The organism is Streptomyces sp. NPDC002845 (assembly GCF_053591955.1).
Map to the genome: position 1 here is coordinate 1 of NZ_JBSFUU010000088.1, position 25,209 is coordinate 25,209.

At 71.4% G+C, this 25,209-nt stretch carries 18 protein-coding genes and 1 pseudogene; 11 read left to right on the forward strand and 8 right to left on the reverse strand.

The window, feature by feature from the left end:
• Nucleotides 1–306: integrase core domain-containing protein (locus ACWD3C_RS40070; RefSeq protein ID WP_451152196.1), on the forward strand; the 306-nt coding region annotated here is incomplete at its 5' end.
• 790 nt (nucleotides 307–1,096) lie between these two features.
• On the opposite strand, the gene ACWD3C_RS40075 is transcribed toward ACWD3C_RS40070, so the two are convergent.
• From ACWD3C_RS40075 to ACWD3C_RS40090, 4 genes are read right to left on the reverse strand one after another with little or no spacing between them, the layout of a single operon-like run.
• Entirely contained in the window at nucleotides 1,097–2,095 is a 999-nt protein-coding gene (locus ACWD3C_RS40075) for a Gfo/Idh/MocA family protein (protein WP_451152198.1), read from the reverse strand.
• Entirely contained in the window at nucleotides 2,092–3,096 is a 1,005-nt protein-coding gene (locus tag ACWD3C_RS40080) for a Gfo/Idh/MocA family protein (protein ID WP_451152200.1), read from the reverse strand. Before ACWD3C_RS40080 ends, ACWD3C_RS40075 begins: the two co-directional genes overlap by 4 nt.
• Nucleotides 3,097–3,143: 47 nt before the next feature.
• Nucleotides 3,144–3,908 (reverse strand): SDR family oxidoreductase, encoded by a 765-nt coding sequence (locus ACWD3C_RS40085; RefSeq protein ID WP_451152202.1) that lies wholly within the window; start codon nucleotides 3,906–3,908, stop codon nucleotides 3,144–3,146.
• 28 nt (nucleotides 3,909–3,936) lie between these two features.
• A complete protein-coding gene (locus tag ACWD3C_RS40090) occupies nucleotides 3,937–5,100 on the reverse strand; it encodes a phytanoyl-CoA dioxygenase family protein (protein ID WP_451152204.1) in 1,164 nt (387 codons plus the stop codon).
• 145 nt (nucleotides 5,101–5,245) lie between these two features.
• Between ACWD3C_RS40090 and ACWD3C_RS40095 the strand changes: the two genes are divergently transcribed.
• The 4 genes from ACWD3C_RS40095 to ACWD3C_RS40110 all read left to right on the forward strand — a co-directional run bounded on the left by ACWD3C_RS40095 (nucleotide 5,246) and on the right by ACWD3C_RS40110 (nucleotide 11,079).
• The gene (locus tag ACWD3C_RS40095; RefSeq protein WP_451152206.1) at nucleotides 5,246–6,274 is read left to right on the forward strand and encodes a LacI family DNA-binding transcriptional regulator; all 1,029 of its coding nucleotides are present in this window, start codon (nucleotides 5,246–5,248) and stop codon (nucleotides 6,272–6,274) included.
• 31 nt (nucleotides 6,275–6,305) lie between these two features.
• The gene (locus ACWD3C_RS40100; protein WP_451152208.1) at nucleotides 6,306–7,151 is read left to right on the forward strand and encodes an oxygenase MpaB family protein; all 846 of its coding nucleotides are present in this window, start codon (nucleotides 6,306–6,308) and stop codon (nucleotides 7,149–7,151) included.
• Nucleotides 7,152–7,208: 57 nt separating this feature from the next.
• The gene (locus tag ACWD3C_RS40105; protein WP_451152210.1) at nucleotides 7,209–9,431 is read left to right on the forward strand and encodes a tetratricopeptide repeat protein; all 2,223 of its coding nucleotides are present in this window, start codon (nucleotides 7,209–7,211) and stop codon (nucleotides 9,429–9,431) included.
• Nucleotides 9,432–9,498: 67 nt separating this feature from the next.
• Entirely contained in the window at nucleotides 9,499–11,079 is a 1,581-nt protein-coding gene (locus ACWD3C_RS40110; RefSeq protein WP_451152212.1) for a phytoene desaturase family protein, read from the forward strand.
• Between the two features lie 173 nt (nucleotides 11,080–11,252).
• Here ACWD3C_RS40110 and ACWD3C_RS40115 read toward each other — a convergent pair whose 3' ends face one another.
• Nucleotides 11,253–13,049 carry a serine hydrolase gene (locus ACWD3C_RS40115; RefSeq protein WP_451152214.1) on the reverse strand — a complete coding sequence of 599 codons (1,797 nt, stop codon included), beginning with the start codon at nucleotides 13,047–13,049 and terminating at the stop codon, nucleotides 11,253–11,255.
• Nucleotides 13,050–13,234: 185 nt separating this feature from the next.
• Between ACWD3C_RS40115 and ACWD3C_RS40120 the strand changes: the two genes are divergently transcribed.
• The 4 genes from ACWD3C_RS40120 (at nucleotide 13,235) to ACWD3C_RS40135 (ending at nucleotide 17,938) form a co-directional block, all read left to right on the forward strand.
• Entirely contained in the window at nucleotides 13,235–14,347 is a 1,113-nt protein-coding gene (locus ACWD3C_RS40120; RefSeq protein WP_451152216.1) for a nitronate monooxygenase, read from the forward strand.
• Nucleotides 14,344–15,930, forward strand: a complete 1,587-nt coding sequence (locus ACWD3C_RS40125) for an acyl-CoA synthetase (protein WP_451152218.1) — start codon at nucleotides 14,344–14,346, stop codon at nucleotides 15,928–15,930. The genes ACWD3C_RS40120 and ACWD3C_RS40125 overlap by 4 nt, the downstream gene beginning before the upstream one ends.
• A gap of 138 nt (nucleotides 15,931–16,068) precedes the next feature.
• Entirely contained in the window at nucleotides 16,069–17,013 is a 945-nt protein-coding gene (locus ACWD3C_RS40130) for an NAD-dependent epimerase/dehydratase family protein (RefSeq protein WP_451152220.1), read from the forward strand.
• Between the two features lie 43 nt (nucleotides 17,014–17,056).
• Nucleotides 17,057–17,938, forward strand: a complete 882-nt coding sequence (locus ACWD3C_RS40135) for an RNA polymerase sigma-70 factor (protein WP_451152222.1) — start codon at nucleotides 17,057–17,059, stop codon at nucleotides 17,936–17,938.
• Nucleotides 17,939–17,982: 44 nt separating this feature from the next.
• Here ACWD3C_RS40135 and ACWD3C_RS40140 read toward each other — a convergent pair whose 3' ends face one another.
• Nucleotides 17,983–20,391, reverse strand: coding sequence for a penicillin acylase family protein (locus ACWD3C_RS40140; protein ID WP_451152224.1), 2,409 nt, complete (start codon nucleotides 20,389–20,391; stop codon nucleotides 17,983–17,985).
• 197 nt (nucleotides 20,392–20,588) lie between these two features.
• On the opposite strand from ACWD3C_RS40140, the gene ACWD3C_RS40145 reads away from it, so the two are divergent.
• On the forward strand, nucleotides 20,589–22,085 hold the full coding sequence (locus ACWD3C_RS40145; RefSeq protein ID WP_451152226.1) for an acyl-CoA synthetase: 1,497 nt from the start codon (nucleotides 20,589–20,591) through the stop codon (nucleotides 22,083–22,085).
• 1 nt (nucleotide 22,086) lies between these two features.
• Here ACWD3C_RS40145 and ACWD3C_RS40150 read toward each other — a convergent pair.
• Nucleotides 22,087–22,271, reverse strand: a pseudogene (locus ACWD3C_RS40150) (phenylacetate--CoA ligase); the annotation flags it as partial.
• 146 nt (nucleotides 22,272–22,417) lie between these two features.
• Nucleotides 22,418–24,037: an acyl-CoA synthetase gene (locus tag ACWD3C_RS40155; RefSeq protein ID WP_451152228.1), complete on the reverse strand. Its 1,620-nt coding sequence runs from the start codon at nucleotides 24,035–24,037 to the stop codon at nucleotides 22,418–22,420.
• 165 nt (nucleotides 24,038–24,202) lie between these two features.
• Between ACWD3C_RS40155 and ACWD3C_RS40160 the strand changes: the two genes are divergently transcribed.
• Nucleotides 24,203–25,006, forward strand: coding sequence for a crotonase/enoyl-CoA hydratase family protein (locus ACWD3C_RS40160; RefSeq protein WP_451152230.1), 804 nt, complete (start codon nucleotides 24,203–24,205; stop codon nucleotides 25,004–25,006).
• The last annotated feature ends 203 nt before the right edge of the window (nucleotides 25,007–25,209 follow it).

Below are 25,209 nucleotides of genomic sequence, written 5' to 3' on the forward strand. Positions count from 1 at the left end.
CACGAGAGATCTACCGGCACATCGCCCCCGCAAACACCGCGGCACACCCCACGGAACCAGCCCGAGACGCCACTTGACATCCATAGGGGCATCAATGCCGTCAGCGAGGCGTTCAACAGCGTGCTCAAGGTCGAGTACGTCCACCGGCACACCTTCGCCACCCGCGCCGCGGCCCGGATCCGGATCGCGACCTGGATCACCGACTTCTACAACACCCGTCGGCTACACAGCGTGTGCCATTGGAAGAGCCCGATCGACTACGAACACGACTACTGGGCCGGCTTCACCGAGGAGCTGGCTGCATAGGAAGGACTCCACAGTTCGAGGGGATTGACACCCGTCGAAGACACGGGCGTGGACAGGAATGCCGCCGTCGGCGGACACCGCGAGTCCGGCCTGGACCTGCTTCAGGTCCACCCGCCGGTCCTTGGGGCGCCCGTAGCCGATAACCGGGTACTGCTCGTCCTGGTCCTCGGCGGGGAAGTCACCATGGACAGACATGCTGGTCATGTCGCAGTGCAGCCTCGACACGTCGATCCCGAACTCGGCGATCGCCCGGGCGCCGACCGTCCCCGCGATTCTGTCCAGCTCCGGCGCGATCGCGTCCAGGGCCCGGGCCAGACGGTCGTCGCTGAGAAGAGCCGGCTCGATGCCGAACACCTCCTGCACCGCCCAGGTACGGGCCAGTCACCGACCCGCACCAGCGGCGCGGGCGAGGTCAGCCGGTTGACCACCAGCTCGATCACCTGCCCGTGGGTCAGATGCGCGCTCGCGCCTCCCGGACACACCTCGTCGACGATCCCGGCGACATCCAGCCGGCGCAGAAACTCGGCAGCGACAGGCAGAGCGCCCAGACGCTTCTCCACCACGGACGTCACCGCCACATCAAGGCGCTGACGCTGAGACCGAGGCCCCGGAGACCGGGAAGTCATCGACACAACCCACCCAACGCCACACGACCGGCCCAGGACACCCCCAGACCGGTCACATCATACGAATCAACGACCCGCGAAGTACGGGACTAGCGATCCTGGTCACAGCGGCCTCGACCCGGTGCCGCAGACCACGAGCTGCGGCACCGGACCTCGTTCGTCCTTCAGCTGCGCGGCCGGGGCCCGAACCCCGCCTTCTCGTAGCACTCGTCGATCAGTCGCATCGTCGCCAGCGCGTCCTCGGCGTCCAGCGCCGACGGTGCTCCCTCGCGCACGTGGGCGGCGAAGGCGTCGAGCTGGTAGGCGTACGAGGAGCGGCCGTCCAGCTGCTCCGTGCGCTCGCCCTCCTTCGTGCGCACCACGACCCGGGGGTCCTGGTGGGGCAGCACGAAGTCGACCGCCGTGGCCTCGCCCAGGGTGCCGACCACCCGGCAGCTCGCCTGCCAGCCGTCGTGCAGCATGGAGCAGCGCCCGGAGCCGGTGGCCCCGCCGGGGAACGTGAGCTCCGCGTCCAGCCACGCGTCGACGCCGGGCGCCGACTCCCGGTCGCCGCCGCTCGCCGACACGACCCGGGGCGCACCGCCCGCCCAGGGGGCGAGCATCCGCTGGGCGTGCAGGCCGTAGCAGCCCAGGTCCATCAGGGCGCCGCCCGCGAGGGGAAAGGACCAGCGCAGGTCGCCGTCCGGCGGCGGAGGCATGGCCACCACGGTCTCCACATGCCGCAGTTCGCCGAGTTCGCCGGAGTCCAGCAGCTCGTGGAGGCGCCGGGTGACCGGGTGGAAGAGGTAGTGGAAGCCCTCCATGAAGACCGTCCCCGCCTCGGCGGCCGCGTCGCGCACCTCGGCGGCCTCCTCCGCGTTGCTCGCGGACGGCTTCTCGGTGAGGACGTGCTTGCCCGCCTTGAGCGCCGCCAGGTTCCACGGGCCGTGCAGCCCGTTGGCGAGCGGGTTGTAGACGACGTCGACCTCGGGGTCCGCGACGAGCTCGGCGTACGAGTCGGCCACCCGCTCCACCCCGTGGGCGTCGGCGAACGCCCGGGCCCGGTCCCGGTCGCGGGCGGCCACCGCCACCAGACGGTGGCCGCCCGCGCGGGCCGGAGTGATGATCGCCCGTTCGGCGATCCGGGCCGCGCCCAGGATGCCGATGCGCAGCGGCTCGCTCATGCGGGGCGCACCTCGTCCAGCCGTACGGGCCGGTGCTCGGCGAGCGACAGCGTGCACGCCTGAGCGATCAGGCTCGCCTCGACGGCGTCGGCCACCGTGCACGGCGAGGGGCTGCGGCCCGCCACGACCTCGGTGAACGCGGTGAGTTCGGCGCGGTAGGCGTCGGCGAAGCGGTCCATGAAAAAGTGGTGCGGGGCGGCGGCCGGGAACGTGGCGCCCGGCTCGACGGACCGCAGCGGCAGCTTGTCCTCCAGACCGACCGCGATGCTGTCCTTCATGCCGTGCAGCTCCAGCCGTACGTCGTAACCGCGGGCGTTGTGGCGGGAGTTGGAGATCACGGCCAGCGTGCCGTCGTCCAGGGTCAGGATGGCCGACGCGGTGTCGACGTCACCGGCGGCGGCGATGTACTCGGCACCGCGGTTGCCGCCGGTCGCGTACACCTCGGTGACCTCGCGCCCGGTCACCCAGCGCACGATGTCGAAGTCGTGCACGGAGCAGTCCCGGAAGATGCCGCCCGACACGGCGATGTAGGCCTCCGGCGGCGGCGCCGGGTCCAGGGTCGTGGACCGTACGGTGTGCAACTTGCCGAGTTCGTCGCTGAGGACGGCCTTGCGGGCGGCCACGCAGCCCGCGTCGAAGCGGCGGTTGTAGCCGATGTGCACCTCGACGCCGCTGTCCTGGACCGCGCGCAGGACGGTGACGCTCTCCTCGACGGTCTTCGCCACGGGCTTCTCGCAGAAGACGGGGATGCCCGCCTCGACGCCGGCCAGGATCAGCGAGGGGTGCGCGTCAGTGGCGGCGGCGATGACGATCCCGTCGACCCCGGCGGCGAGCACCGCCTCCGGCGAGTCGACCGCCGTGGCCCCGAAACGCTCCACCGCGGAGGCGGTCGCGGCGGCCACCGGGTCCGTCACCACCAGGGAGTCCACCGAGTCCAGCCCGGCGAGTGTCGCGGCGTGGAAGGCGCCGATCCGGCCGAGGCCCAAGATGCCGATACGCATGAGAAGTTGCTCCTAAACAATCGTGAACACAGGAGACGCGGCGTGCGTCAGTCGAGTCCGCCGAAGACGATCTGGTCCCAGTCGATGACCGAGCCGGTCACCACACCACTGCGGTCGGAGAGCAGGAAGACGACGAAGTCGGCGATCTCGTCGACCTGCCCGAGCTTGCCCATCGGCTGCGTCTCGGCGGCCTTCTTCCGCCAGTCGTCCCCGGCGCCGTGGAAGGTCCGCTGGATCGCGTCCTCGCCCTCGGTGTCCGTCCAGCCGATGTTGAGGCCGTTGATCCGGATGCGGTCCCAGCGGTGCGCGTGGGCGGCGTTGCGGGTCAGCCCGGCGAGCCCGGCCTTGGCGGCGACGTACGGCGCGAGGAAGGGCTGCCCGCCGTGCGAGGACGTGGTGATGATGTTGACGATGGTGCCCGGCGCCTTGCGGTCCACCATGCTCCGTACGGCCGCCTGCATGGCGAAGAACGGCGCCTTCAGATTGATGGCGATGTGCTGGTCGAACAGCTCCGGCGTGGTGTCCAGCAGCGTGCCGCGCGTGGTCAGCCCCGCCGCGTTCACCAGGCAGTCGATCCGCCCGTGCTCGTCGAGGACGTGCTGGACGCTGCTGTGCGCCTGATCGGGGTCGGTCAGGTCGGCGTGGACGAAGGAGGCGCCGGTCTCCCGCGCGGTCTTCTCCCCGGCGTCGGTCCGGCGCCCGGTGAAGGCGACCTGCGCCCCTTCGCGTACGGCGGCACGGACGATGCCCGCGCCGACGCCCTGGCTGCCGCCGTTGACCAGGACGACCTTGTCCTTGAGCAGTGGTTCCATGAGGTGCTTTGTCTCTTTCAGCTCTGGTTCAGCTCTGCCGGCGTTCGGCGCCGTCCCGTAGCTCCCGGCGCAACCACTCGGGGCTCCACTCCTCGGACACCGCGCGCCACACGGTGTCCGCCTGGGTCGGCGGGGCCAGCCCGCCGACCGGTGGGTCCAGGTCCAGATCGGTGGGGAAGGGGTACCCCTCGGCGCAGGCGGCGACGACCCGGCGCAGCCAGTCCCCGGAGGCGCCCTCCCGCTTGCGCCGCAGGAGCGCCGGGAAGACCGCGTTCGCCATCGCCTCGCGGTCGACGGTCTCCATGGAGCGGCCGAAGGCGGAGGAGATCTGCAGCAGGTTGGCCATGCGCCGGATGTCCGCCGAGCGGTTGTGCCCGGCGGCGTGGAACAGCGCGGGGTTGAAAAAGACCGCGTCGCCCTTGTCCAGGGGGAGCTGGACATGGTGCTCGTCGAAGTGCGCGATGAACTCCGGACGCCGCCAGGCCAGATAGCCGGGCTCGTACCGCTGCGAGTACGGCAGATACAGCGTCGGCCCCGACTCCACGGGCATGTCGCAGTGGGCCACTGCGCCCTGCAGCGTCAGCACGGGGGAGAGCCGGTGGACATGGGCCGGGTAGGCGGCCGCCCGCTCGTCGCTCAGGAACCCGAGGTGGTAGTCGCGGTGCGGGCTCTGTGCGGCGCCTCCCGGGTTGACCACGTTGATCTGCGAGGTGACCTGATAGCCCGGGCCCAGCCATGCCTCGGCCACCAGCGCCAGCATGTCGTTGGCGTAGTAGTCGGCGAACGTCTCCGGAGCCCGTGCGGCCAGCTTGCCCAGCGCGTTCCACACCCGGTCGTTCGCGCCGGGCTTCGCGAAGTGGTCGCCACGGGCCGTGCCCGCCGCCCGCTCCTGATCGATCAGCGCGGTGAACGCGGCACTCGCCCGGTCCACCACGTCGAGATCCGCGAACGCGCGCTTCAGTACGACGATGCCGGGCCCGTCCAGCAGTGCCCGCACCCACTCCGTCCGCACCCGCCGCGGCTCGGCCGACCTGAGCCGGTCGCTGTCGTAGACGAGGACGTTCTGCTCGACGCCGTCGGCCAGCGGATAGTTCTGTGGATCGGTGCGCTGGGCGACCACGGAGCGGAACGTGTCGAGGTCGCAGTCGTCCTCGGTGAGCCACATCCCTGGTCCCACGGCGGTGGGGGACATACGGGGTCCTTTCGCAGTGCCTTCGCCTCGGACAGTCTGATGAATCCGAGGCCATCATTCAATGAGCAGAAACCCTTCAAAAAACCATCATCGACACGGCATCATCGGCTTGCGGAACCGTCGAACGACCTCCCGGGGGGCAACCATGGGACACCCGTATCCGATCAGGGAGATCGCCCGCCAGGCCGGCCTGAGCCAGGCCACGGTCGACCGCGTCCTCAACCAGCGGGGCGGTGTACGGGAGAGCACCGCCCGCGAGGTGCACCAGGCGATCAAGGACCTGGACCGCCAGCACACCCAGGTCCGCATCGGCGGACGCACCTTCATGATCGACATCGTGATGCAGTGCCCGGCCCGGTTCTCCAACGCGGTACGGGGCGCCCTGGAGGCCGAACTGCCCTTCCTGCACCCGGCGGTCGTCCGCTCCCGCTTCCACTTCCGGGAGACCTGCACGACCGCGGAACTGGCCGGCATCCTGGACCGGATCGGCCGACGCGGCTCGCAGGGCGTGATCCTCAAGGCCCCGGATCTGCCCGAGGTCGCCGCCGCCGTCGGCCGACTGGTCGCGGCCGGCATCCCGGTCGTCACCCTGGCCACGGACCTGCCCGCCAGCGCCCGCCTGGCCTATGTCGGCATCGACAACCGGGCCGCCGGGGCCACCGCCGCCTACCTCCTCGGCCAGTGGCTCGGCGACCGCGCCGGCCGGGTGCTCGTCACCATCAGCCGGGGCTCCTTCCGCAACGAGGAGGAGCGCGAGATGGGCTTCCGCAGCGCCCTGCGCGCGGCCCGGCCCGAGCGCCCGCTCGTGGACGTTACCGAAAGCGACGGCCTCGACGCCACCCAGCGCGACCTCGTCCTCGCCGCGCTGGAGCAGGACCCGGAGATCAACGCCGTCTACTCCATCGGCGGCGGGAACACGGCCACCCGCGAGGCCTTCGACACGCTCGGCCGCGAGCCGGCCGTCTTCATCGCGCACGACCTCGATGACGACAACATCCGCCTCCTGCGCGAGGGCCGCATCTCCGCCGTTCTCCACCACGATCTGCGCCAGGACATGCGCCTCGTCTGCCAGACCGTCATGCGCGCTCATAAGGCGCTCCCCGACGAAGGCCCTCATCTCCCGTCGCCGATCCAGGTCGTCACGCCGTTCAACATGCCACCGGAAGCGGGTTGATGACCCGCGACCGCGCGCCCACACTGTCCGCATGACAGCGGATCCGGGCCTCTTCGGCCCCTCATCGGTGACATGGCAGATGCACGGCGACCCCATGATGTGGGTCGCCGGGATCCGCGCCCTCTACTTCCAGGCCCTGCACCCACGGGCCGTGCGGGGCGTCATGCAGAACTCCGACTTCCGGCGCGACGCCTGGGGGCGGCTGATGCGCACGGCCAACTTCGTCGGCACCACGACGTACGGCACCACCGAGGCGGCCGAGAAGGCGGGTGCCCGGGTCCGCAAGATCCACAGCATGCTGACGGCGGCCGACCCGGACACCGGGGAGCGGTACGGCGTCGACGAACCCGAGTTGCTGCTGTGGGTGCACTGCGCCGAGATCGACTCCTATCTGCACGTCCTGCGGCGGTCGGGCTTCCCCCTCTCGGACGCGGCGGCCGACCGCTACATAGGCGAACACCGGGTCAGCGCCCGGCTGGTGGGCCTCGACCCGGACGAAGTACCCGGCGATCAGGCCGAGCTGGCCGCGTACTTCGAGAAGACACGGCCGGAGCTGGCCGTCGGCCCCGAAGCCCGCGACGTGGACGACTTCCTGCGACGGCCGCCCACGCACCCCCTGCTCGTCCCGGCGCGCGAGCTGCTCTGGCGACGCGTGGCGAACCTGGCGTACGGCTCCCTGCCGTCGTACGCCCATGAGCTGTACGGCAGACCGGCCCCGCCGCCCACGACGGTGACCCGGCGCCTGCGTCACACCGGCACCCTGCTGCGCCGTGTTCCCGCGCGTGTGCGCTGGCAACTCCCGCCGAAGCACATCATCCGCGCCATGTCACGACTCGGCCCCGGCTCCCGCCCGGCGCCGTACAAAGTCGGACCCTAGCTCGCCATACTGGACGGGCCACGGGAGGGCGCGACGATTCGGGGGCGATCGCAGGCGATGGGGGAGACCAGGCTGATCCAGGGCCGGTACCGGTTGCTCGAACTGATCGGGCGCGGCGGAATGGGCGAGGTCTGGCGCGCGCGAGACGAGTCACTGGGCCGCAAGGTCGCCGTGAAGTGCCTCAAACCCCTCAACACCCAGCACGACCACGCCTTCACGCGAGTCCTGCGGGAACGGTTCCGACGCGAGGCCCGGGTGGCCGCCGCCCTCCAGCACCGCGGGGTGACCGTCGTCCACGACTTCGGCGAGTCCGACGGTGTGCTGTACCTGGTGATGGAGCTGCTGGAGGGCCGCAACCTCAGCCAGCTCCTGGAGGACAACAAACACCATCCGCTGCCCGTCGCCGACGTCGTCGAGATCGCCGACCAGGTCGCCTCCGCCCTCGCCTACACCCACCAACAGGGCATCGTCCACCGCGACCTGAAGCCCGCGAACATCATGCGGCTCGCCGACGGCACGGTGAAGATCTGCGACTTCGGCATCGCCCGCCTCGGCGCCGACATCGGCTTCACCTCTCGGCTCACCGGCACCGGCATCGCGATGGGCACCCCGCACTACATGTCCCCGGAACAGATCAGCGGCGGCCGGGTCGACCAGCGCAGCGACCTCTACTCGTTCGGCTGCGTGCTGTACGAACTCGCCACCGGGGCACCGCCGTTCGACCTCGACGACGCGTGGGCGGTCCTCATGGGCCACCGGGACACCCCACCGGACCCGCCGCGCGGCCACCGGGCCGAACTGCCCGAGTACTTCGAGCAGATCATCCTGGACCTGCTGGCCAAGGAGCCCGGGCAACGGCCGTACGACGCCGGGGAACTGGGGCACCGGATCAGCTCCGGGCGGACCACACCCGCCCATGTGCCCACCGTGGCCCCGCGCCCCGAACAGCCGCCGTCCCGCGAACCCCGGCTGCCCTCCTGGACCCGCGGCATGACCACCGGCCACAAGGCGGCCGGCGCCGGGCTGCGCGCCACCCCGCCGGACGCCTCGGCGGGCCTCACCGGTGAATGGGTCGCCCGGCCGGTCACGGGGCCCACCGAGGAGCCCGTGCGCACCGAACGCCCCACCCCGCCACCGGAGCTGGTCTCCACCCTGGCCGGCCGGCACAACGCCGGGCTGAGCCTGGGGCGCCTCGGCCGCTGGACCGAGGCCGGCGAGGTGCACCGCGCGGTCGCCGCCGAACGCGAGCACGCCCTCGGCCCCGACCACCCCGACACCCTCTCCAGCCGCTACGAGGTCGGCTTCACTCTCAGCCGCACCGGCCGCCCTGCCGACGCCCTGCGCGAGTTCGCCCACGTCGCCCGCGCCCGGGAACGGGTGCTCGGCCCCGACCATGCCGACACGCTCGCCGCCCGGCAGGAAATGGCGTACGTGCTGGGCCAGTTGGGCCGCCACTTCGAGGCGCACCAGGCGTATACCTCCGTCCTCGCCGCCCGGGAACGTGCCACGGGCCCCGACCACCCGGACACCCTGCGCTGCCGCCACAACCTCGCCTTCAACCTCAGCAGACTCGGACGCCTGGAGGACTCGTACCGCATGGCGGGCGAGGTGGCCACGGCACGGGCGCGCGTCCTCGGCGCGAACCACCCCGACACGCTCGTCACGCGTTACGAAGTCGCCTACGCCCTCGGCCAGTTGGGCCGCTGGCCGGAGGCGCTCCAGACCTACCAGGAGGTCGCGGAGGCCCGCGCCCAGGCCCTCGGTCCCGACCACCCGGACACCCTGGCCGCCCGCTACGAGGTCGGCATCAGCCTCGGCCGGCTCGGCCGCAGCGCGGAGGCACTGAAGCTCTACCGCGACCTGATCGACGACCGCACCCGCGTCCACGGCCCCGCCCACCCCGAGACCCTCCGCGCCCGCCACGGCCTCGGCGTCAACCTCGGCCGGCTCGGCCGCTGGGAGGAGGCCCTCGCCGAGTCGCGGGACGTGTGCGCCATCCGCGAGCGCGTCCACGGCCCCGACCACCCCGACACCCTGGTCAGCCGCCGTGAGGTCGCCGTCGGCCTCGGCTGGCTGGGCCGCTGGGCCGACGCCCTCACCGAGTACCGGCGTGTGGCCGACGCCCGCGAGCGCGTCCTCGGCGCCGACCACCCCGATGCCCTGGCCAGCCGCAACGACGAGGCCCACTGCCTGGAGCAGCTCGGCCGCGGGCCGGAGGCGGTGGAGCTGTACCGGAGCGTGGCGGCGCTACGGCACCAGCGGGCGACGGGCGGGCACTGAGGGACGAGCCTGCGCCACCTGGCCCGCACACCTGGTCGAGTTGGATCACCGCGTGTTACCAAGAACCATGCCTGCACACCATGAGGGACGCCCAGGACACCGGTCGTACGACGCCGTGATCGTCGGCGGGGGCCACAACGGCCTGGTGGCTGCCGCCTACCTGGCCCGGGCCGGGCGCTCCGTGCTGGTGCTGGAGCGGCTGGACACCACCGGAGGCGCCGCCGTGTCCACGAGGCCGTTCGCCGGGATCGACGCCAGCCTGTCGAGGTACTCGTACCTGGTCAGCCTGCTGCCCCGGAAGATCGTGCGGGACCTCGGCCTCGACTTCCGTGTCCGGCGGCGCCTGATCTCCTCGTACACCCCCGTCGAACGCGACGGACGTCCCACCGGCCTGCTCGTCGGCGGCGGCGAACGGCGCACCCGGGAGGCGTTCGCGCGGCTGACCGGCTCGGACCGCGAGTACGAGGCCTGGCAGCGCTTCTACGGCATGACGGGCCGCGTCGCCGAGCGGGTGTTCCCGACGCTGACGGAACCGCTGCCCACGCGGGACGAACTGCGGGCGCGGATCGACGACGCCGAAGCGTGGCGGGCACTGTTCGAGGACCCCATCGGTACCGCCGTCGAGTCGGCCTTCACCGACGACCTCGTCCGCGGAGTCGTCCTCACCGACGCGCTCATCGGCACCTTCGCCGACGCCCACGACCCCTCCCTGCGGCAGAACCGCTGCTTCCTCTACCACGTGATCGGCGGCGGCACGGGCGCCTGGGACGTGCCCGTCGGCGGCATGGGCGCGCTCACGGACGCGCTGGCCATGGCCGCGCGGGAGGCGGGTGCCGTACTCGCCACCGGGCACGAGGTGGAGCGGATCGCGACGGACGGGCGGACCGCCGAGGTCGCGTACCGCACGGCGGACGGCGAGGGCGTCGTCGCCGCCCGGTATGTGCTGGTGGGCGCCTCGCCCCAGGCACTGGCCGAGCTGACCGGCGACGAGCCGCCCGCCCCCGCCGAGGGCACGCAGCTCAAGGTGAACATGTTGCTCACCCGGCTGCCGCGGCTCCGTGACGGCGCGGTCGACCCGCGCGAGGCGTTCGCCGGGACCCTCCACATCGCCGAGGGATACGAACAGCTGGCTGCCGCGTACGCCCAGGCCGCATCCGGTTCGCTGCCCGGAGCGCCGCCCTCCGAGATCTACTGCCACTCGCTCACCGACCCGACCATCCTCGGCCCGGACCTGGCCGAGCGGGGCTTTCACACGCTCACCCTCTTCGGCCTGCACACCCCCGCCCGGCTCTTCGCGTCCGACAACGACGCCGTACGCGAGGAACTGCTGAAGTCGACCCTCGCCGAACTCGACGCCCACCTCGCCGAGCCGATCGCCGACTGCCTGGCCACCGACGCCGACGGCCGCCCCTGCATCGAGGCCAGGACCCCCCTTGACCTGGAACGCGACCTCCGCCTGCCCGGCGGCAACATCTTCCACCGCGAACTGTCCTGGCCGTACGCCCAGGAGAGCACCGGCCGCTGGGGCGTGGAGACCCGGCACGGGAACGTGCTGCTGTGCGGAGCGGGCGCGGTGCGGGGCGGCGGCGTGAGCGGGGTACCGGGGCACAACGCGGCGATGGCTGTGCTGCGGGAACTTGGCAGCTGACGGCCGGATATCAGCCCCTCCGGCGCTTGAGGTCAGGCGAAGTCCGCTGCGGTTTGGCCGCGCCCCGAAGGGGCGCGGGGCTGTGTACATATGCGGCTCCACCGCGGGGCGCGACCAGCCATGACGGCGCCGCAGACGAACGACGACACATCGCGGCACTTCCAGCGGAGCGCTCAGGCGGAGGCCGTCCAGCCCACCGCTTCGACACGGGCCGCGTCCGCCGGTCGCGACCCGTCGAAGGCGACGCGGCCGCCCGCCTCGACCCGCAGCCCGTCGACGTATGCCCCGCGCCCGACGTACAGCCGGTCGGTCGCGTAGCGCCAGCGCAGGATGAGGCCGGAGGCCTGCGGCAGCTCCGCCGTGAGCCGGTGCCACACCCGGCCCGACCAGCCCGTGGCCGACCCGGCCGGATGTTCCCGCGCGTCCTCGCCGTCGCGCACGGTCGTGAACGGCACCGGCTGCCAGGTGTCGCTGCCGTCCGGCGAGGCCTCCAGGAACAGGGCGTCCGAGCGCGGCTCGGTGTCCCACCACAGGGCGCAGCGCAGCCGGGGGCCGTCGGCGGTCGTGTCCAGCGTTGGGAGGGTCAGGGTGGCCGTCGTGGCGTTCGACATGCCCGAGAACCAGGACGTACGGCCGCGGGCGGGGCGTACGGGGACGGCACGGGCGAGGTGGTTCGCGGCGGCGACCCGGGGCGCGGAACCGGAGCGCCAACTGCGCACCGGATGCACGGAGTTGCCGAGCAGCACGAGGAACGAGTCGGTCGTCGGGTCGAGGACGAGCGAGGTGCCGGTGAAGCCGGTGTGGCCGGCGGTGCGCGGGGTGGCCATCGCGCCCATGTACCAGTGCTGGTAGAGCTCGAAGCCGAGACCGTGCTCGTCGCCGGGGAAGGCGGTGTTGAAGTCGGTGAACATCAGCTCCACCGACTCGGGCCGGAGGATGCGCGCCCTGCCGTACGCGCCACCGTTCAGCAGCGTACGGCCGAGGACCGCGAGGTCCCACGCGGTGGAGAAGACGCCCGCGTGGCCCGCGACCCCGCCGAGGCTGAAGGCGTTCTCGTCGTGCACCTCGCCCCACACCAGGCCGCGGTCGAGCCCGGACCAGGGGAGCCGGGCATCCTCGGTGGCCGCGATCCCCGGCTTCCAGGAGGCGGGCGGGTTGTAGCGCGTGCGGTGCATCCCGAGCGGAGCGGTGATCTCGTCGTGGAGCAGGGCATCCAAAGTGCGACCGGTGATCTCCTCCAGGGCGAGCTGGAGCGAGATGAGGTTGAGGTCGGAGTAGAGGTACGTGGTGCCCGGCGGGTTGAGCGGTGCCTCGTTCCAGATGAGGCGGAGCTTTCCCTCGTACGTCGGTTCCCTGTGGAGCGGGAGCCAGGGGCGGAATCCCGAGGTGTGCGTGAGGAGTTGACGGACGGTGATGTCCTGCTTGCCCGCACCGCCGAAGTCCGGGAGGTAGGCGGCGACCTTCCCCTCCAGCTCCAGCGTGCCCCGCTCGATCTGCTGGACGGCCAGGACCGACGTGAACAGCTTCGACACCGACGCGAGGTCGAACACGGTGTCCTCGGCCATCGGGATCCGCTGGTCCGCCGGGAACTCGACGCCTGTGTCGGTCTTCTCGTCGTAGCCCGAGTAGCGCACCGCCATCCCGATCGGCCGGTGCAGCGCGACCGTGCCGCCCCGCCCGGCCAGCAGCACGGCGCCCGCGTACCAGGGGTGCGTGGGGGAGGGGCCGAGGAACGCCTCGGCGTCGGCGACGAGTTGGCGCAGCGGGGCGGCGAGCAGGCCCGCCTGTTTCGGGGTGCCGGGCCGGAGGGTCGGACGGCCGTGTCCGGGTAAGGCCGGTGGGGTGGCCGACGCGGAGCTCGCCGGGAGTGGCGCGAGGGCGAGCGCTCCGCTCAAAGCCATGAGCCGCCTGCCGAGTTGACGGCGGCTCAGCCCGCCGCTCGCTCCGGGTCTGTCCGCTTCCGAGGTCATCCAGGAGCCTCCCGTCGCACCGCTTGAAAGTATCTTTCCGGGCCTGTCCCGCGGAGTGAAACCTTCGTGTCAGGAGGTGGGTGTGTCAACAGCGGGCACCCGGCCAAGAGCCAGCGCACGCGAAAATCTGACGGAGCATCAGAAAACCTCTTCCGTCGTCCGGAGGACTGCGGCATCCTGCGCCCATGCAGACGGAGCTGAGCAGGAAACTGGGAATCGAGCACGCCATCTTCGGCTTCACGCCGTTCCCCGCCGTCGCCGCGGCCATCAGCCGGGCCGGCGGTTTCGGGGTGCTCGGCGCGGTCCGCTATACGGCCCCCGACGACCTCAAGCGCGACCTCGACTGGATCGAGGCCCATGTCGACGGCAAGCCGTACGGCCTGGACGTCGTGATGCCCGCGAAGAAGGTGGAGGGCGTCACGGAGGCGGATGTCGAGGCGATGATCCCCGAAGGGCACCGCCAGTTCGTCATGGACACCCTCGCCAAGTACGGCGTTCCCGAACTCCCCGAGGGCGAGGCGTCGGGCTGGCGCATCACCGGGTGGATGGAGCAGGTCGCCCGCACCCAGCTCGACGTGGCCTTCGACTATCCGATCAAGTTGCTCGCCAACGCCCTCGGTTCACCGCCCGCCGATGTCGTCGAACGAGCCCATGAACAGGACGTTCTCGTCGCCGCGCTCGCGGGCAGCGCCCGGCACGCCCGCAAGCATGCCGAGGGAGGCATCGACATCGTCGTCGCACAGGGCTACGAGGCGGGCGGTCACACCGGGGAGATCGCCTCCATGGTGCTCACCCCCGAAGTCGTGGACGCCGTCGCCCCGTTGCCCGTCCTGGCCGCCGGCGGCATCGGCAGCGGCCAGCAGGTGGCGGCCGCGCTCGCCCTCGGCGCCCAGGGCGTGTGGCTGGGCTCCGTATGGCTGACCACCACGGAGGCCGACATGCACTCCCGTGCGCTGACCCGCAAGCTGCTCGCCGCCGAATCGGGCGACACCGTCCGCTCCCGTGCCCTGACCGGCAAGCCCGCACGTCAGCTCCGTACGGAATGGACCGACGCCTGGGACGACCCGAACGGACCCGGCACACTCCCCATGCCCCTGCAGGGACTCCTCGTCGCCGAGGCGCTCTCCCGCATCCAGAGGCACGAGACGGAGCCGCTGCTCGGCACCCCCGTCGGGCAGATCGTCGGCCGGATGAACAGCGAACGCGGTGTCCAGGAGGTCTTCGACGACCTCACCCGCGGCTTCGAACAGGCCGTCGACCACCTCAACCGCATCGCCGGAAGGAGCGCGGAACAGTGAGCCGAGCAAGGGGCCAAGCAGGGAGCCAAGCAGGGAGCCAAGCCCCCCACGGCTTCTGGGCCCAGGCCGCCGCCGACCCCGACCGCACGGTCCTCGTCGCCCCCGACGGCGAGGAGTGGACCGCCGGACGGCTGCACGCCGACGCCAACCGCCTGGTCCACGGCCTGCGCGCGGCGGGGCTCGCCCGCGGTGACGCCTTCGCGGTCGTGCTGCCCAACGGCGTCGAGTTCCTCACCGCCTATCTGGCCGCCCAGCAGGCGGGCTTCTACCTCGTGCCCGTCAACCACCACTTCGTGGGCCCCGAGGTCGCCTGGATCGTCGCCGACTCGGGCGCGAAGGTCCTGATCGCGCACGAGCGGTTCGCCGAGGCCGCACGGCACGCCGCCGACGAGGCGAAGCTCCCGCGGAGCCACCGGTACGCGGTCGGGGCGGTCGAGGGATTCCGGCCGTATGCCCAACTCCTCGACGGACAGCCCGAGTCGGCGCCCGAGGGCCGCACCCTCGGCTGGGTCATGAACTACACCTCGGGCACGACCGGCCGCCCGCGCGGCATCCGGCGCCCACTGCCCGGCAAGCTCCCCGAGGAGTCGTACCTCGGCGGCTTCCTCGGCATCTTCGGCATCAAGCCCTTCGACGGCAATGTGCACCTTGTGTGCTCGCCGCTGTACCACACGGCCGTCCTGCAGTTCGCGGGCGCGTCCCTGCACATCGGCCACCGCCTGGTGGTGATGGACAAGTGGACGCCCGAGGAGATGCTCCGCCTGATCGACACCCACAGGTGCACGCACACGCACATGGTCCCGACCCAGTTCCACCGGCTGCTCGCCCTGCCGGACGACATCAGGCGGTCGTACGACCTCTCGTCCATGCGGCACGCCATCCACGGCGCCGCCCCGTGCCCCGACCATGTGAAGCGGGCCATGATCGAGTGGTGGGGCCACAGCGTGGAGGAGTACTACGCGGCCAGCGAGGGCGGCGGAGCCTTCGCGACCGCCGAGGACTGGCTGAAGAAGCCCGGCACGGTCGGCAGGGCGTGGCCCATCAGCGAGCTCGCGGTCTTCGACGAGGACGGCAAACGGCTGCCGCCCGGTGAACTCGGCACCGTCTACATGAAGATGAGCACCGGCGGATTCTCGTACCACAAGGACGAGGGCAAGACCCGCAAGAACCGCATCGGCGACTTCTTCACCGTCGGCGACCTGGGCTGCCTCGACGAGGACGGCTACCTCTTCCTCCGCGACCGCAAGATCGACATGATCATCTCCGGCGGCGTCAACATCTACCCGGCCGAGATCGAGTCCGCCCTGCTCGCCCACCCCGCCGTCGCCGACGCGGCCGTCTTCGGGATCCCGCACGACGACTGGGGCGAGGAGGTCAAGGCCGTGGTCGAACCCGCTCCGGGGTCCGTGCCGGGCCCGGCGCTGACCGCCGACATCCTCGACCACTGCGCACAGCGGCTCGCCGGGTACAAGCGGCCCAAGAGCGTCGACTTCATCGAGACCATGCCGCGCGACCCGAACGGCAAGCTCTACAAGCGGCGGCTGCGCGACCCGTACTGGGAGGGGCGCGCCAAGGTCGTATGACAACCATCCGTGCAGTGTGGTACAGGTCACATTCGGGACCTGTCACGCGTGGACGCACTCGCCCGTCCTGATGCCGGAACACCCGCCGGGCGCCACTCACGGGAGCGCCCGGGGGCCGACATCAGGAGTTGGATCGCCATGCGTGTACTCGTCGCCGGAGCCACCGGAGTCATCGGCCAGGCGCTCGTCCCGCTGCTCACGTCGGTCGGTCATGACGTGATCGCCCTGTCTCGTGCGCCGTCCCGCAGGCCGTCCCGTACGCCGGGGAAGGGCGCCGTCGCCGCCGACGCCCTGGACCGGAACGCGCTGCACGAGGCGGTGCGGGACGCGGCCCCCGACGCGGTGGTCAACATGCTCACCGCCATCCCGGCCGAGATCGACCCGCGCCACCTGGCCCGGGACTTCGCCCTGACCAACCGGCTGCGTACCGAGGGCACCCGCAACCTGTACGAGGCCGCCCACGCCGCCGGCGCCACGAAGATCGTCGCCCAGGGGCTGGCCTACGCGTACGACCCGGCGGGCGAGGGCCCCGCCAACGAGGACGCACCGCTGTGGCAGCGTCCGCCGAAGCAGTTCGTGTCGGTGCTCGGCGCGCTGAAGGAGCTGGAGCTGCGCACCGCGGACGCGGGAGGCACGGTGCTGCGCTTCGGCCACCTCTACGGGCCGGGCACCGTCTACGCCTCCGACGGCTCGTTCGTGCGGCAGGTGGCCGCCGGGAAAGTCCCGCTGGTCGGCGGAGGGAACTCGGTGTTCTCCTTCACCCACGCCCACGACGCCGCCACCGCGGTGATCGCCGCGCTCGACAAGCCCGCCGGCGGCCCTCTCAACATCGTCGACGACACCCCCGTACCGATGCACGAGTGGCTGCCCGAACTGGCCCGCATGCTCGGCGCACGGCAGCCAAAGAAGGCGCCCGCCGCTGTGGCCCGGCTCGCGGTCGGCGGCTGGGGTGTGGCCTTCATGAACGAGCTGCGCGGCGCCGACAACGCCCGCGCGGGCCTCGCCCTCGACTGGCGCCCCCGGTACGCCTCCTGGCGCGAGGGTTTCGCCGCCGAGTTGAATGGCGCATCGGCAGCGGGCTGAGCCCCTGCGGCTCGGTGCCGAACGACATGGAAGGACAAGGGAGTTGGAGACCCCGGAAAGCACCGGATCGGCGACCGAGCAGACCGAGCAGTTCGAGGCGTACCGCCCGCTGCTGCTCGGCCTCGCCTACCGGCTGCTCGGCAGCATGTGGGACGCCGAGGACGTCGTCCAGGACGCCTATCTGCGGTGGACCGGCACCGACCGCACCGAGATCCGCGAGCCACGGGCCTTCCTCATCACGGTCGTCTCCCGGCTCGCCCTCGACCAGCTGCGCTCGGCCCGCGTCACCCGCGAGGCATACACCGGACCGTGGCTCCCCGAACCCGTGGCCACCGACGCGCTCGGCCCGCTGGACACGGCCGAGCTGCGCGACACGGTGGCCTACGCGACGGTGCACCTGATGGAGCGGCTGTCACCGCCGGAGCGCGCGGTGTTCGTGCTGCGGGAGGCCTTCGAGACGCCGTACGACGAGATCGCCCGCATCCTCGGCACGAGCGCCCCGAACTGCCGTCAGCTGCACCACCGCGCGGGCCGCCGACTCGCCTCCGGACGCGACAAGTTCACCCTCGCCGAGGACGAGCACGCCAAGTTGCTCACCCGCTTCCTTCAGGCCGCGCAGAGCGGTGACCTGACCGGGCTCACCGACTTCCTCACCGAGGACGTCGTCGCCTGGAACGACGGCGGCGGCCGGGTCAGGGCGGCGCTGCGGCCGATCGAGGGCCGCGAGCACGTCGTCGCGTTCATCGCGGGCCTTGTCGCCCGCTACCCCTTCGGCGCCTCGCGCATCGTCGACGCCAATGGTCAGCCGGCGCTGGCGCTCAGCGTCGACGGCATCGACCAGATCGTCACGATCGCGGTGCACGACGGACGGATCAGGGGCATCTACGCCGTCCTCAACCCCGACAAGCTCGGCCACGTGGGCTGAGTGTGGTGCCGTCCCGTACGCGGGGCGGCACCACACCCTCGCCGTCAGCGGCGTTCGCCGACCCGGATCACCTTGAGCCCGGGCGACGACAGGATGTCCTTCTCGCAGAACCGCGACCTGACCCACTTCTCACCGGAGAACAGCCGCGTCTGGTCGCTGTAGTGCGGAGAGCCGGGGTTCGAGGACTGGGAGTACGTCAGGAGCGTACGGGCCACCGGGCAGCGTCCGCCGTCCCAGCCCACGGCCTGGAGGTAACTGGAGCCCGCCGCGACCTCCGAGTAGCCGCCGGCGGCCGGGTCCCAGAAGGCCTCGATCTTGTTCCACACGCCGAGCGATTCGGTGCCGCCGGACACCGGGATGCGCCGGTCGCCACGGACGACGAACTGGTGGGCGCCCAGCTTCGCGTCCAGCGCCATGCCCGCCGCGCGCAGCTCCGTCACCGTGTCGGCGAGGGCCGTGGCGAAGCCGGTCGCGTCCGTGTTCAGCGTGTTCGGGGTGCGGACCGGATCGGTCACCGAGAACGGCACCTTCCACAACCGGTCGGCCGGCACCGCCCGGGTCAGCTTCCGCCAGAACCGGTCGAAGAGCAGTGCGCCCCTGCTGCCGGTGTCCATCGTGCGATCCCACGCCTTGAGCACCCCGCAGGCCTCGGAGACGTCAACTCCTGTGCCATCGCTGCCCGTTGCCGTACCGCCCGGCAGCGCGGCACACGCCCGCGCCACGTCGTCCGCGGCGAGACCGGCCGCGGGCACCCGGTTGGCGAACTGCTGCCGTTGCAGGTCCCGTACGGCCAGATCGCCCCGCTCAGCCATCGCCGCCACGTCCTCGACGGCGCCGCGCGTGCGCATCGACCGCTCGGTCCCGATGTTGCCGAAGATCCGCTCGTATCCGGTCAGCGGCCGGTCGGCGTTGGCCAGCCAGGCACTGTCGTTGGAATTCTCTGCATACTGCGCGTCCTTGAGCGTGGGCATCCGCGCCGGGCCGAAGATTCCCGGCTGTACGGCGTCGGGGTCGCTGCCGAGGGCGCAGTCGCCGCGTGAGCCGTCGAGGACCGCGACCCCCGACGCCGGGTACGTGGCCCTGCCGAGCGGCGTCGAACAGCGGTCGGCCAACTCGTCGGTGATCCGGGGGAGCACCTGCGACTGAGTGAACAGGGTGTGCCCGGCGGAGTCGGCGGCGATGGTGTTCACCCAGGGCAGGCCCTGCGTCCGGTCGAGGGTCCTGAGGACGTCGGCGGTGCCGCGCGCCCTGCCGAAGCCCAGCGAGATGTCGGTGAAGCGGATGTTCGCCGCGTTCGGGTCGTTGATCGCGTAGGCGGTCGTGGCCGTCCAGGGCAGCGGGAGCCGGCTGCCGAGGGACGTCACGACCGGGCCGTAGCGGGTCCACCACTGCGTGCGGGTCACCGGCGCGCCGTCCTTCACCGCGACGGTCACGGTCCGCTTCGTCATCCGTTCCGGTTCGCCGTCCACGAGATACGTCGTCGGGTCGGCCGGATCCAGCGTCAGCTCATGGAGGTTGAGGGGGATGCCGGTGGAGACGGTGTGGCTCCACGCCACGCGCGCGTTGAACCCGATCTGAGTGATCGGGGAGCCGAGCAGCGCGCCGCCGGAGACGTTCAGTTCGCCGGGGATCGTCTGCTGGGCCTGCCAGAAGCGGCGTCCGCCGTGCCAGGGGTAGTGCGGGTTGCCCAGCAGCAGGCCCCGGCCGTTCGCTGTGGTGTCACCGCGGAACGCGACCGCGTTGGAACCCATGTCCATGTCGGCGAACAGTTCGCTCGCGGCCCGGGCGGCGGCCCGCGGTTCCGGCGTGCGGGCGGTGGTGGCGGAGCCGGTGGGCGGCTCGGCGGTGGTGATCGCGTCCGCGACCTGCCCCTGGCCGCCGAGCACGGCAAGGGCGTAGGCACGGGCGGCCACGTCGAGCCCGGTCACCGGCCGCACCCAGGCGGCGCCCCGGCACGCCGAGTCGTTGATCCTGTTCTGCTTCAGCCAGGCGTTGTAGCCGGCCGCCCAGCCCCGCATCAGCTCCATGGCCTCGCGGCTCGGACCCCGGGGCGCGGGCTGCTTCAAGAGCCGCTCCACGGTGCCCGCCTCCCGGATACCGCGGAAGAACAGGTCACTGGTGAGGTTCCGGCTGGCCCCCGACAGGGAGTAGTCGGTCGCCGCGTCGGCCCCGAAGTACCGGGAGCGTTCGCCGCGCACGGTCACGAAACCGTCGGCCAGCACGCACACCTGGTCGCGTGCCTGTGCCCAGCCGGTGCCGAAGCCGAGGTTCGCGTAGTCCTTCGCGACGATGTGCGGGATGCCGTACTCGGTGTAGCGGATGACGGCCGACAGGCCGCCCTTGGACGGGTGTTGCTCTCGCTCCTGGCTCTCGGCGGCGGCCGAGGGCAGTACGGCCGTGGTGGTGAACAGGGCGACGGCTGCGACGACGAGCTGTCTCAGGCGGGTGCGCATCGTGCCTCCCAACGTCATGGAGGGATGGGGCGGGTAAGTCCGTGTGTGCGGCGTAAGCGTGTTGGAGTTTCCGGTGAGGTTGACCCCGCCGGGGCCGCCAGGGTTGAGCAACTTCCCGCCACGTCCGCGTCGCGCTTGACCGCGCTCACGCGGCGGAACGAGGATCGCGCCAGGACAGGCGGACGAAGGAGCGGGGCATGACGACGGCTGGACGCAGCGTGACGGTCGACGGGGTGCTGCGGCGCAGTGCCCGGCGGGTGCCCGCCCGCGTCGCGGTCCACTACGGCGAACGGGCCTGGACCTACGCCGAGTTGGATGACGCCGTCTCCCGCGCCGCACAGGCCCTGCGGGACACCGGCCTCGCCCCCGGCGACCGGGTCGGCGCCTACGGCCACAACTCCGACGCGTACCTGATCGCCTTCCTGGCCTGCGCCCGCGCCGGCCTCGTCCACGTCCCGGTCAACCAGAACCTGACCGGCGACGACCTGTCGTACATCCTCGACCAGTCCGGCAGCGCCCTCGTCCTCACGGACCCGGACCTCGCGGACCGACTGCCGGACACCGTACGGGCCCTGGCGCTGCGCGACACCGAGGACTCACTCCTCGCCCGGCTCGCCACGACACAGCCGTACGACGGCCCGGAACCCCGCACCGAGGACCTGGCGCAGCTGCTCTACACCTCGGGCACCACCGCGCTCCCCAAGGGCGCGATGATGACGCACCGCGCGCTGGTCCACGAGTACCTCAGCGCGATCACCGCACTGGACCTGCAGGCGGGCGACCGGCCGGTGCACTCCCTCCCGCTTTACCACTCCGCGCAGACCCATGTCTTCCTGCTGCCGTATCTCGCGGTCGGCGCCGAGAACGTCATCCTCGACGCACCCGACGGCGACACACTCTTCGACCTGATCGAAGCGGGCCGCGCGGACAGCCTGTTCGCCCCGCCCACCGTGTGGATCGGCCTGTCCAACCGCCCCGACTTCGCCACCCGCGACCTGAGCGGGCTGCGCAAGGCGTACTACGGGGCGTCGATCATGCCTGTGCCGGTACTGGAGCGGCTGAAGGAACGGCTCCCGAAGCTGGCCTTCTACAACTGCTTCGGCCAGAGCGAGATCGGCCCGCTGGCGATGGTCCTCGGGCCGTACGAGCACAAGGGCCGGATGGACTCCTGCGGCCGCACCGTGCTGTTCGTCGAGGCCCGGGTGGTCGACGAGGACGGCAAGGACGTGCCCGACGGCACATCGGGTGAAATCGTCTACCGGTCCCCGCAGTTGTGCGAGGGCTACTGGGAGAAGCCGGAGGAGACCGCCGAGGCCTTCCGCGACGGCTGGTTCCACTCGGGCGACCTCGCCGTGCAGGACGCAGAGGGGTACTTCACCATCGTCGACCGGGTGAAGGACGTCATCAACTCCGGTGGCGTACTGGTCGCTTCACGCCAGGTCGAGGACGCGCTCTACACCCACGACCAGGTCGCCGAGGTCGCGGTCGTCGGCCTCCCCGACGAGCGCTGGATCGAGGCGGTCACCGCGGTCGTCGTCCGCCACGGAGAGGTCACCGAGGCCGAACTCCTCGACCACGCCCGCGAGAAGCTCGCCCACTTCAAGGCACCCAAGAGGGTCCTCTTCGTGGACGAGCTGCCGCGCAACGCCAGCGGGAAGATCCTCAAGAGGGAGTTGCGGGAGCGGTTCGCGTAGTGAGGTCGGACAGGGAACGGCAGTATCCTCCGGCCGTACTCCCGCCTTGTCGAAGGCCTCCCGGTAGTGCGGCACGTCCGTGTACGCGTGCCGCAACGACGCCCGCAGTCTCTCCAGCTGCAACGCCCGCCTCTCCTGTGCGTCGAGCCGTTCCCTCGCGTCCAGCGGCGCCGTCGTATCCGCCATGAGGAGCTCTCCCTCGTCCACCGCACCCGTCCGGTCGACCGATCATTCGGTCGACCCGTTCGGGATCAGTAATCCAGGGTGCTCCTGTCCGGGTAAGACGGCGCGTGCACTTTTCTCGTGTGGGCTTCTGTGGCGTACGTGTGGTGTCAGCGAGCCGCCTCCACCGCCACCGACCGTGCCCAGCGGTAGTCCGCCTTGCCGCTCGGCGAGCGTTGGACGGTGTCGGTGATGACCAGTTGGCGGGGGATCTTGTAGCCGGCGAGGCGGGTGCGGCAGTGGGTCTGGATGTCCTCCAGGGACGGGTGGACGGCGCCCTCGCGGAGCTGGACCACGGCCGCCACATGGTTGCCCCACGTGGCGTCCGGTACGCCGGCGACCAGGGCGTCGTACACGTCCGGATGCGACTTGAGGGCCTGCTCGACCTCCTCCGGGTAGACCTTCTCGCCGCCCGTGTTGATGCACTGCGAGCCCCGGCCCAGGACGGTGACGACGCCTTCCTCGTCGACGGTCGCCATGTCGCCGAGGAGGACCCATCGCTCGCCGTCCTTCTCGAAGAACGTCTCGGCGGTTTTCCCCGGGTCGTTGTAGTAGCCCAGGGGTACGTGTCCGCGCTGGGCGACGCGGCCCGGCTCGCCCACGGCCACGGGTTCGTGCGTGGCCGGGTCCACGACCTGCGTACGGGAGTTGACGCGGATACGGAAGCCGCGGTCCGGGCCCGAGTCCTCCGTGGCCGTACCGTTGAAACCGGACTCGGAGGAACCGAAGTTGTTCAGGAGCAGGACGTTCGGCATGAGCGCCTGGAACTGCTGCCGTACCGTCTCCGACATGATCGCGCCCGACGAGGAGACGCTGAACATGGACGAGCAGTCCGTGCCCTTCATGGGCCCGTTCAGCGCGTCGATCAGCGGTCGCAGCATCGCGTCGCCCACCAGCGACATGCTGGTGACCTTCTCCTCCTCGATGGTCCGCAGGACCTCCTCGGGCGCGAACTTGCGGTGCAGGACGACCCGTTGGCCGAAGTTGAAGCCGATGAACGCGGTCAGCGTGGACGTGCCGTGCATCAGCGGGGGAGTGGGGAAGAAGGTGATCCCGTCACCGCCGGCCGCCACCCGCTCGGCGAGTTCCTCCGGCTTCTTCACCGGCTCACCGGTGGGCGCGCCGCCGCCCAACCCCGAGAAGAACAGATCCTCCTGACGCCACATCACGCCCTTGGGCATGCCGGTCGTACCGCCGGTGTAGATGATGAACTGGTCGTCGGGCGAGCGCGGCGGGAATCCGCGTTCGGGGGAACCGGCGGCCTGGGCCTGCGTGAAGTCCACGGCGGGCACCTCGGGCGCGTCCGGCGCCGGGGTCCCCACCCGCACCAGGTGCCGCAGCATCTCCGCCCGCGGCAGCGCCCCCGCCACCCGCCCGGTGAACTCCGCCTCGAAGACCAGGGCCACCAGATCCGCGTCCCGGTAGAGGTAGACCAACTCGTCCTCTACGTAGCGGTAGTTGACGTTGACCGGCACGATCCGGGCCTTGAGGCAGCCCAGCGCCGTCTGCAGGTACTCGACGCCGTTGTAGAGATGGAGCCCGACGTGCTCGCCGGGTTGGATTCCGCTGTCGAGCAGATGGTGCCCGATACGGTTCGCGGCCGCGTCCAGCTCCGCGTATGTGAGGCGGCGCTCCGCGCCGGTGCCGGGGATGTCGAGGTACACGAGCGCCTCACGGCCCGGGACCACGTCGACGACCGACTCGAACAGGTCGGCAAGGTTGTACTCCACCGCTCCTCCTGACCTCGCTCCCCATCGGTTGCCGGTCATCAGAGCAAAGGGCGGCACAACTGTGAAGGGTTCGCGCGGAAGAAATCTGACTGCCTGTCAGAAAACTCTTGAACTGGTCCGGCGCCTACTGCAACCTGTTCTCGTTCCTTCAGACGGGAGACGGCGATGGGTGGGACGGAACACCTCACCGTGCAGCGCGAAGGCGCCACACTGGTGCTCACGCTCAACAGGCCGGAGGCCAGGAACGCGCTCTCGCTGCCGATGCTGGTCGGCCTGTACGACGGTTGGATCGAGGCCGGCGAGGACGACGCGATCCGCTCGATCGTGCTCACCGGCGCGGGCGGTGCCTTCTGCGCGGGCATGGACCTCAAGGCACTGGCGGGCGACAAGGGGATGGCGGGACAGCAGTACCGGGACCGGCTCAAGGCCGACCCCGATCTGCACTGGAAGGCGATGCTCCGCCACCACCGCCCGCGCAAGCCCGTGATCGCCGCCGTCGAGGGGTACTGCGTCGCGGGCGGCACGGAGATCATCCAGGGCACCGACATCCGGGTCGCGGGAGAGTCCGCGACGTTCGGCCTCTTCGAGGTCAAACGCGGGCTGTTCCCGATCGGCGGCTCGACCGTCCGGCTGCAACGGCAGATCCCGCGCACCCACGCCCTGGAGATGCTGCTCACCGGCCGCCCGTACAGCGCCCGTGAGGCCGGCGACATCGGGCTCGTCGGCCACGTCGTCCCCGACGGCACGGCCCTGACCAAGGCCCTGGAGATCGCCGAGCGCATCAACGCGTGCGGGCCGCTGGCGGTCGAGGCCGTCAAGGCATCCGTGTACGAGACGGCCGAGCTGACCGAGACCGAGGGGCTCGCCGCCGAACTCAAACGGGGGTGGCCGATCTTCGACACGGCCGATGCGAAGGAGGGGGCCCGGGCGTTCGCGGAGAAACGGGCGCCGGTGTTCCGACGTGAGTGACCGGCCCGGCACCCGCCACGCCCGCCCGCGCGGAGAGCCCGGTGCACCGGGCGGTTCGCCGGGTCGCCGCGACCACGGTCCGGTGCGGGCGTCGGCTCAGCGGTTGCCGGGACCGGGGTCCGCGGCCTGCCGCTCGCGGAGTGTCATGCCGTGCCCGGCGCAGCAGGTGGTTCGCCGGTCGCTGGGGTCACTGTGGGGAGCGG

Coding starts and splice junctions, on each gene's coding strand:
- ACWD3C_RS40075 (WP_451152198.1), bottom strand. CDS start 2,095: ATGAGCGAGCCGCTGCGCATCGGCATCCTGGGCGCGGCCCGGATCGCC.
- ACWD3C_RS40080 (WP_451152200.1), bottom strand. CDS start 3,096: ATGCGTATCGGCATCTTGGGCCTCGGCCGGATCGGCGCCTTCCACGCC.
- ACWD3C_RS40085 (WP_451152202.1), bottom strand. CDS start 3,908: ATGGAACCACTGCTCAAGGACAAGGTCGTCCTGGTCAACGGCGGCAGC.
- ACWD3C_RS40090 (WP_451152204.1), bottom strand. CDS start 5,100: ATGTCCCCCACCGCCGTGGGACCAGGGATGTGGCTCACCGAGGACGAC.
- ACWD3C_RS40095 (WP_451152206.1), top strand. CDS start 5,246: ATGGGACACCCGTATCCGATCAGGGAGATCGCCCGCCAGGCCGGCCTG.
- ACWD3C_RS40100 (WP_451152208.1), top strand. CDS start 6,306: ATGACAGCGGATCCGGGCCTCTTCGGCCCCTCATCGGTGACATGGCAG.
- ACWD3C_RS40105 (WP_451152210.1), top strand. CDS start 7,209: ATGGGGGAGACCAGGCTGATCCAGGGCCGGTACCGGTTGCTCGAACTG.
- ACWD3C_RS40110 (WP_451152212.1), top strand. CDS start 9,499: ATGCCTGCACACCATGAGGGACGCCCAGGACACCGGTCGTACGACGCC.
- ACWD3C_RS40115 (WP_451152214.1), bottom strand. CDS start 13,049: ATGACCTCGGAAGCGGACAGACCCGGAGCGAGCGGCGGGCTGAGCCGC.
- ACWD3C_RS40120 (WP_451152216.1), top strand. CDS start 13,235: ATGCAGACGGAGCTGAGCAGGAAACTGGGAATCGAGCACGCCATCTTC.
- ACWD3C_RS40130 (WP_451152220.1), top strand. CDS start 16,069: ATGCGTGTACTCGTCGCCGGAGCCACCGGAGTCATCGGCCAGGCGCTC.
- ACWD3C_RS40140 (WP_451152224.1), bottom strand. CDS start 20,391: ATGCGCACCCGCCTGAGACAGCTCGTCGTCGCAGCCGTCGCCCTGTTC.
- ACWD3C_RS40145 (WP_451152226.1), top strand. CDS start 20,589: ATGACGACGGCTGGACGCAGCGTGACGGTCGACGGGGTGCTGCGGCGC.
- ACWD3C_RS40160 (WP_451152230.1), top strand. CDS start 24,203: ATGGGTGGGACGGAACACCTCACCGTGCAGCGCGAAGGCGCCACACTG.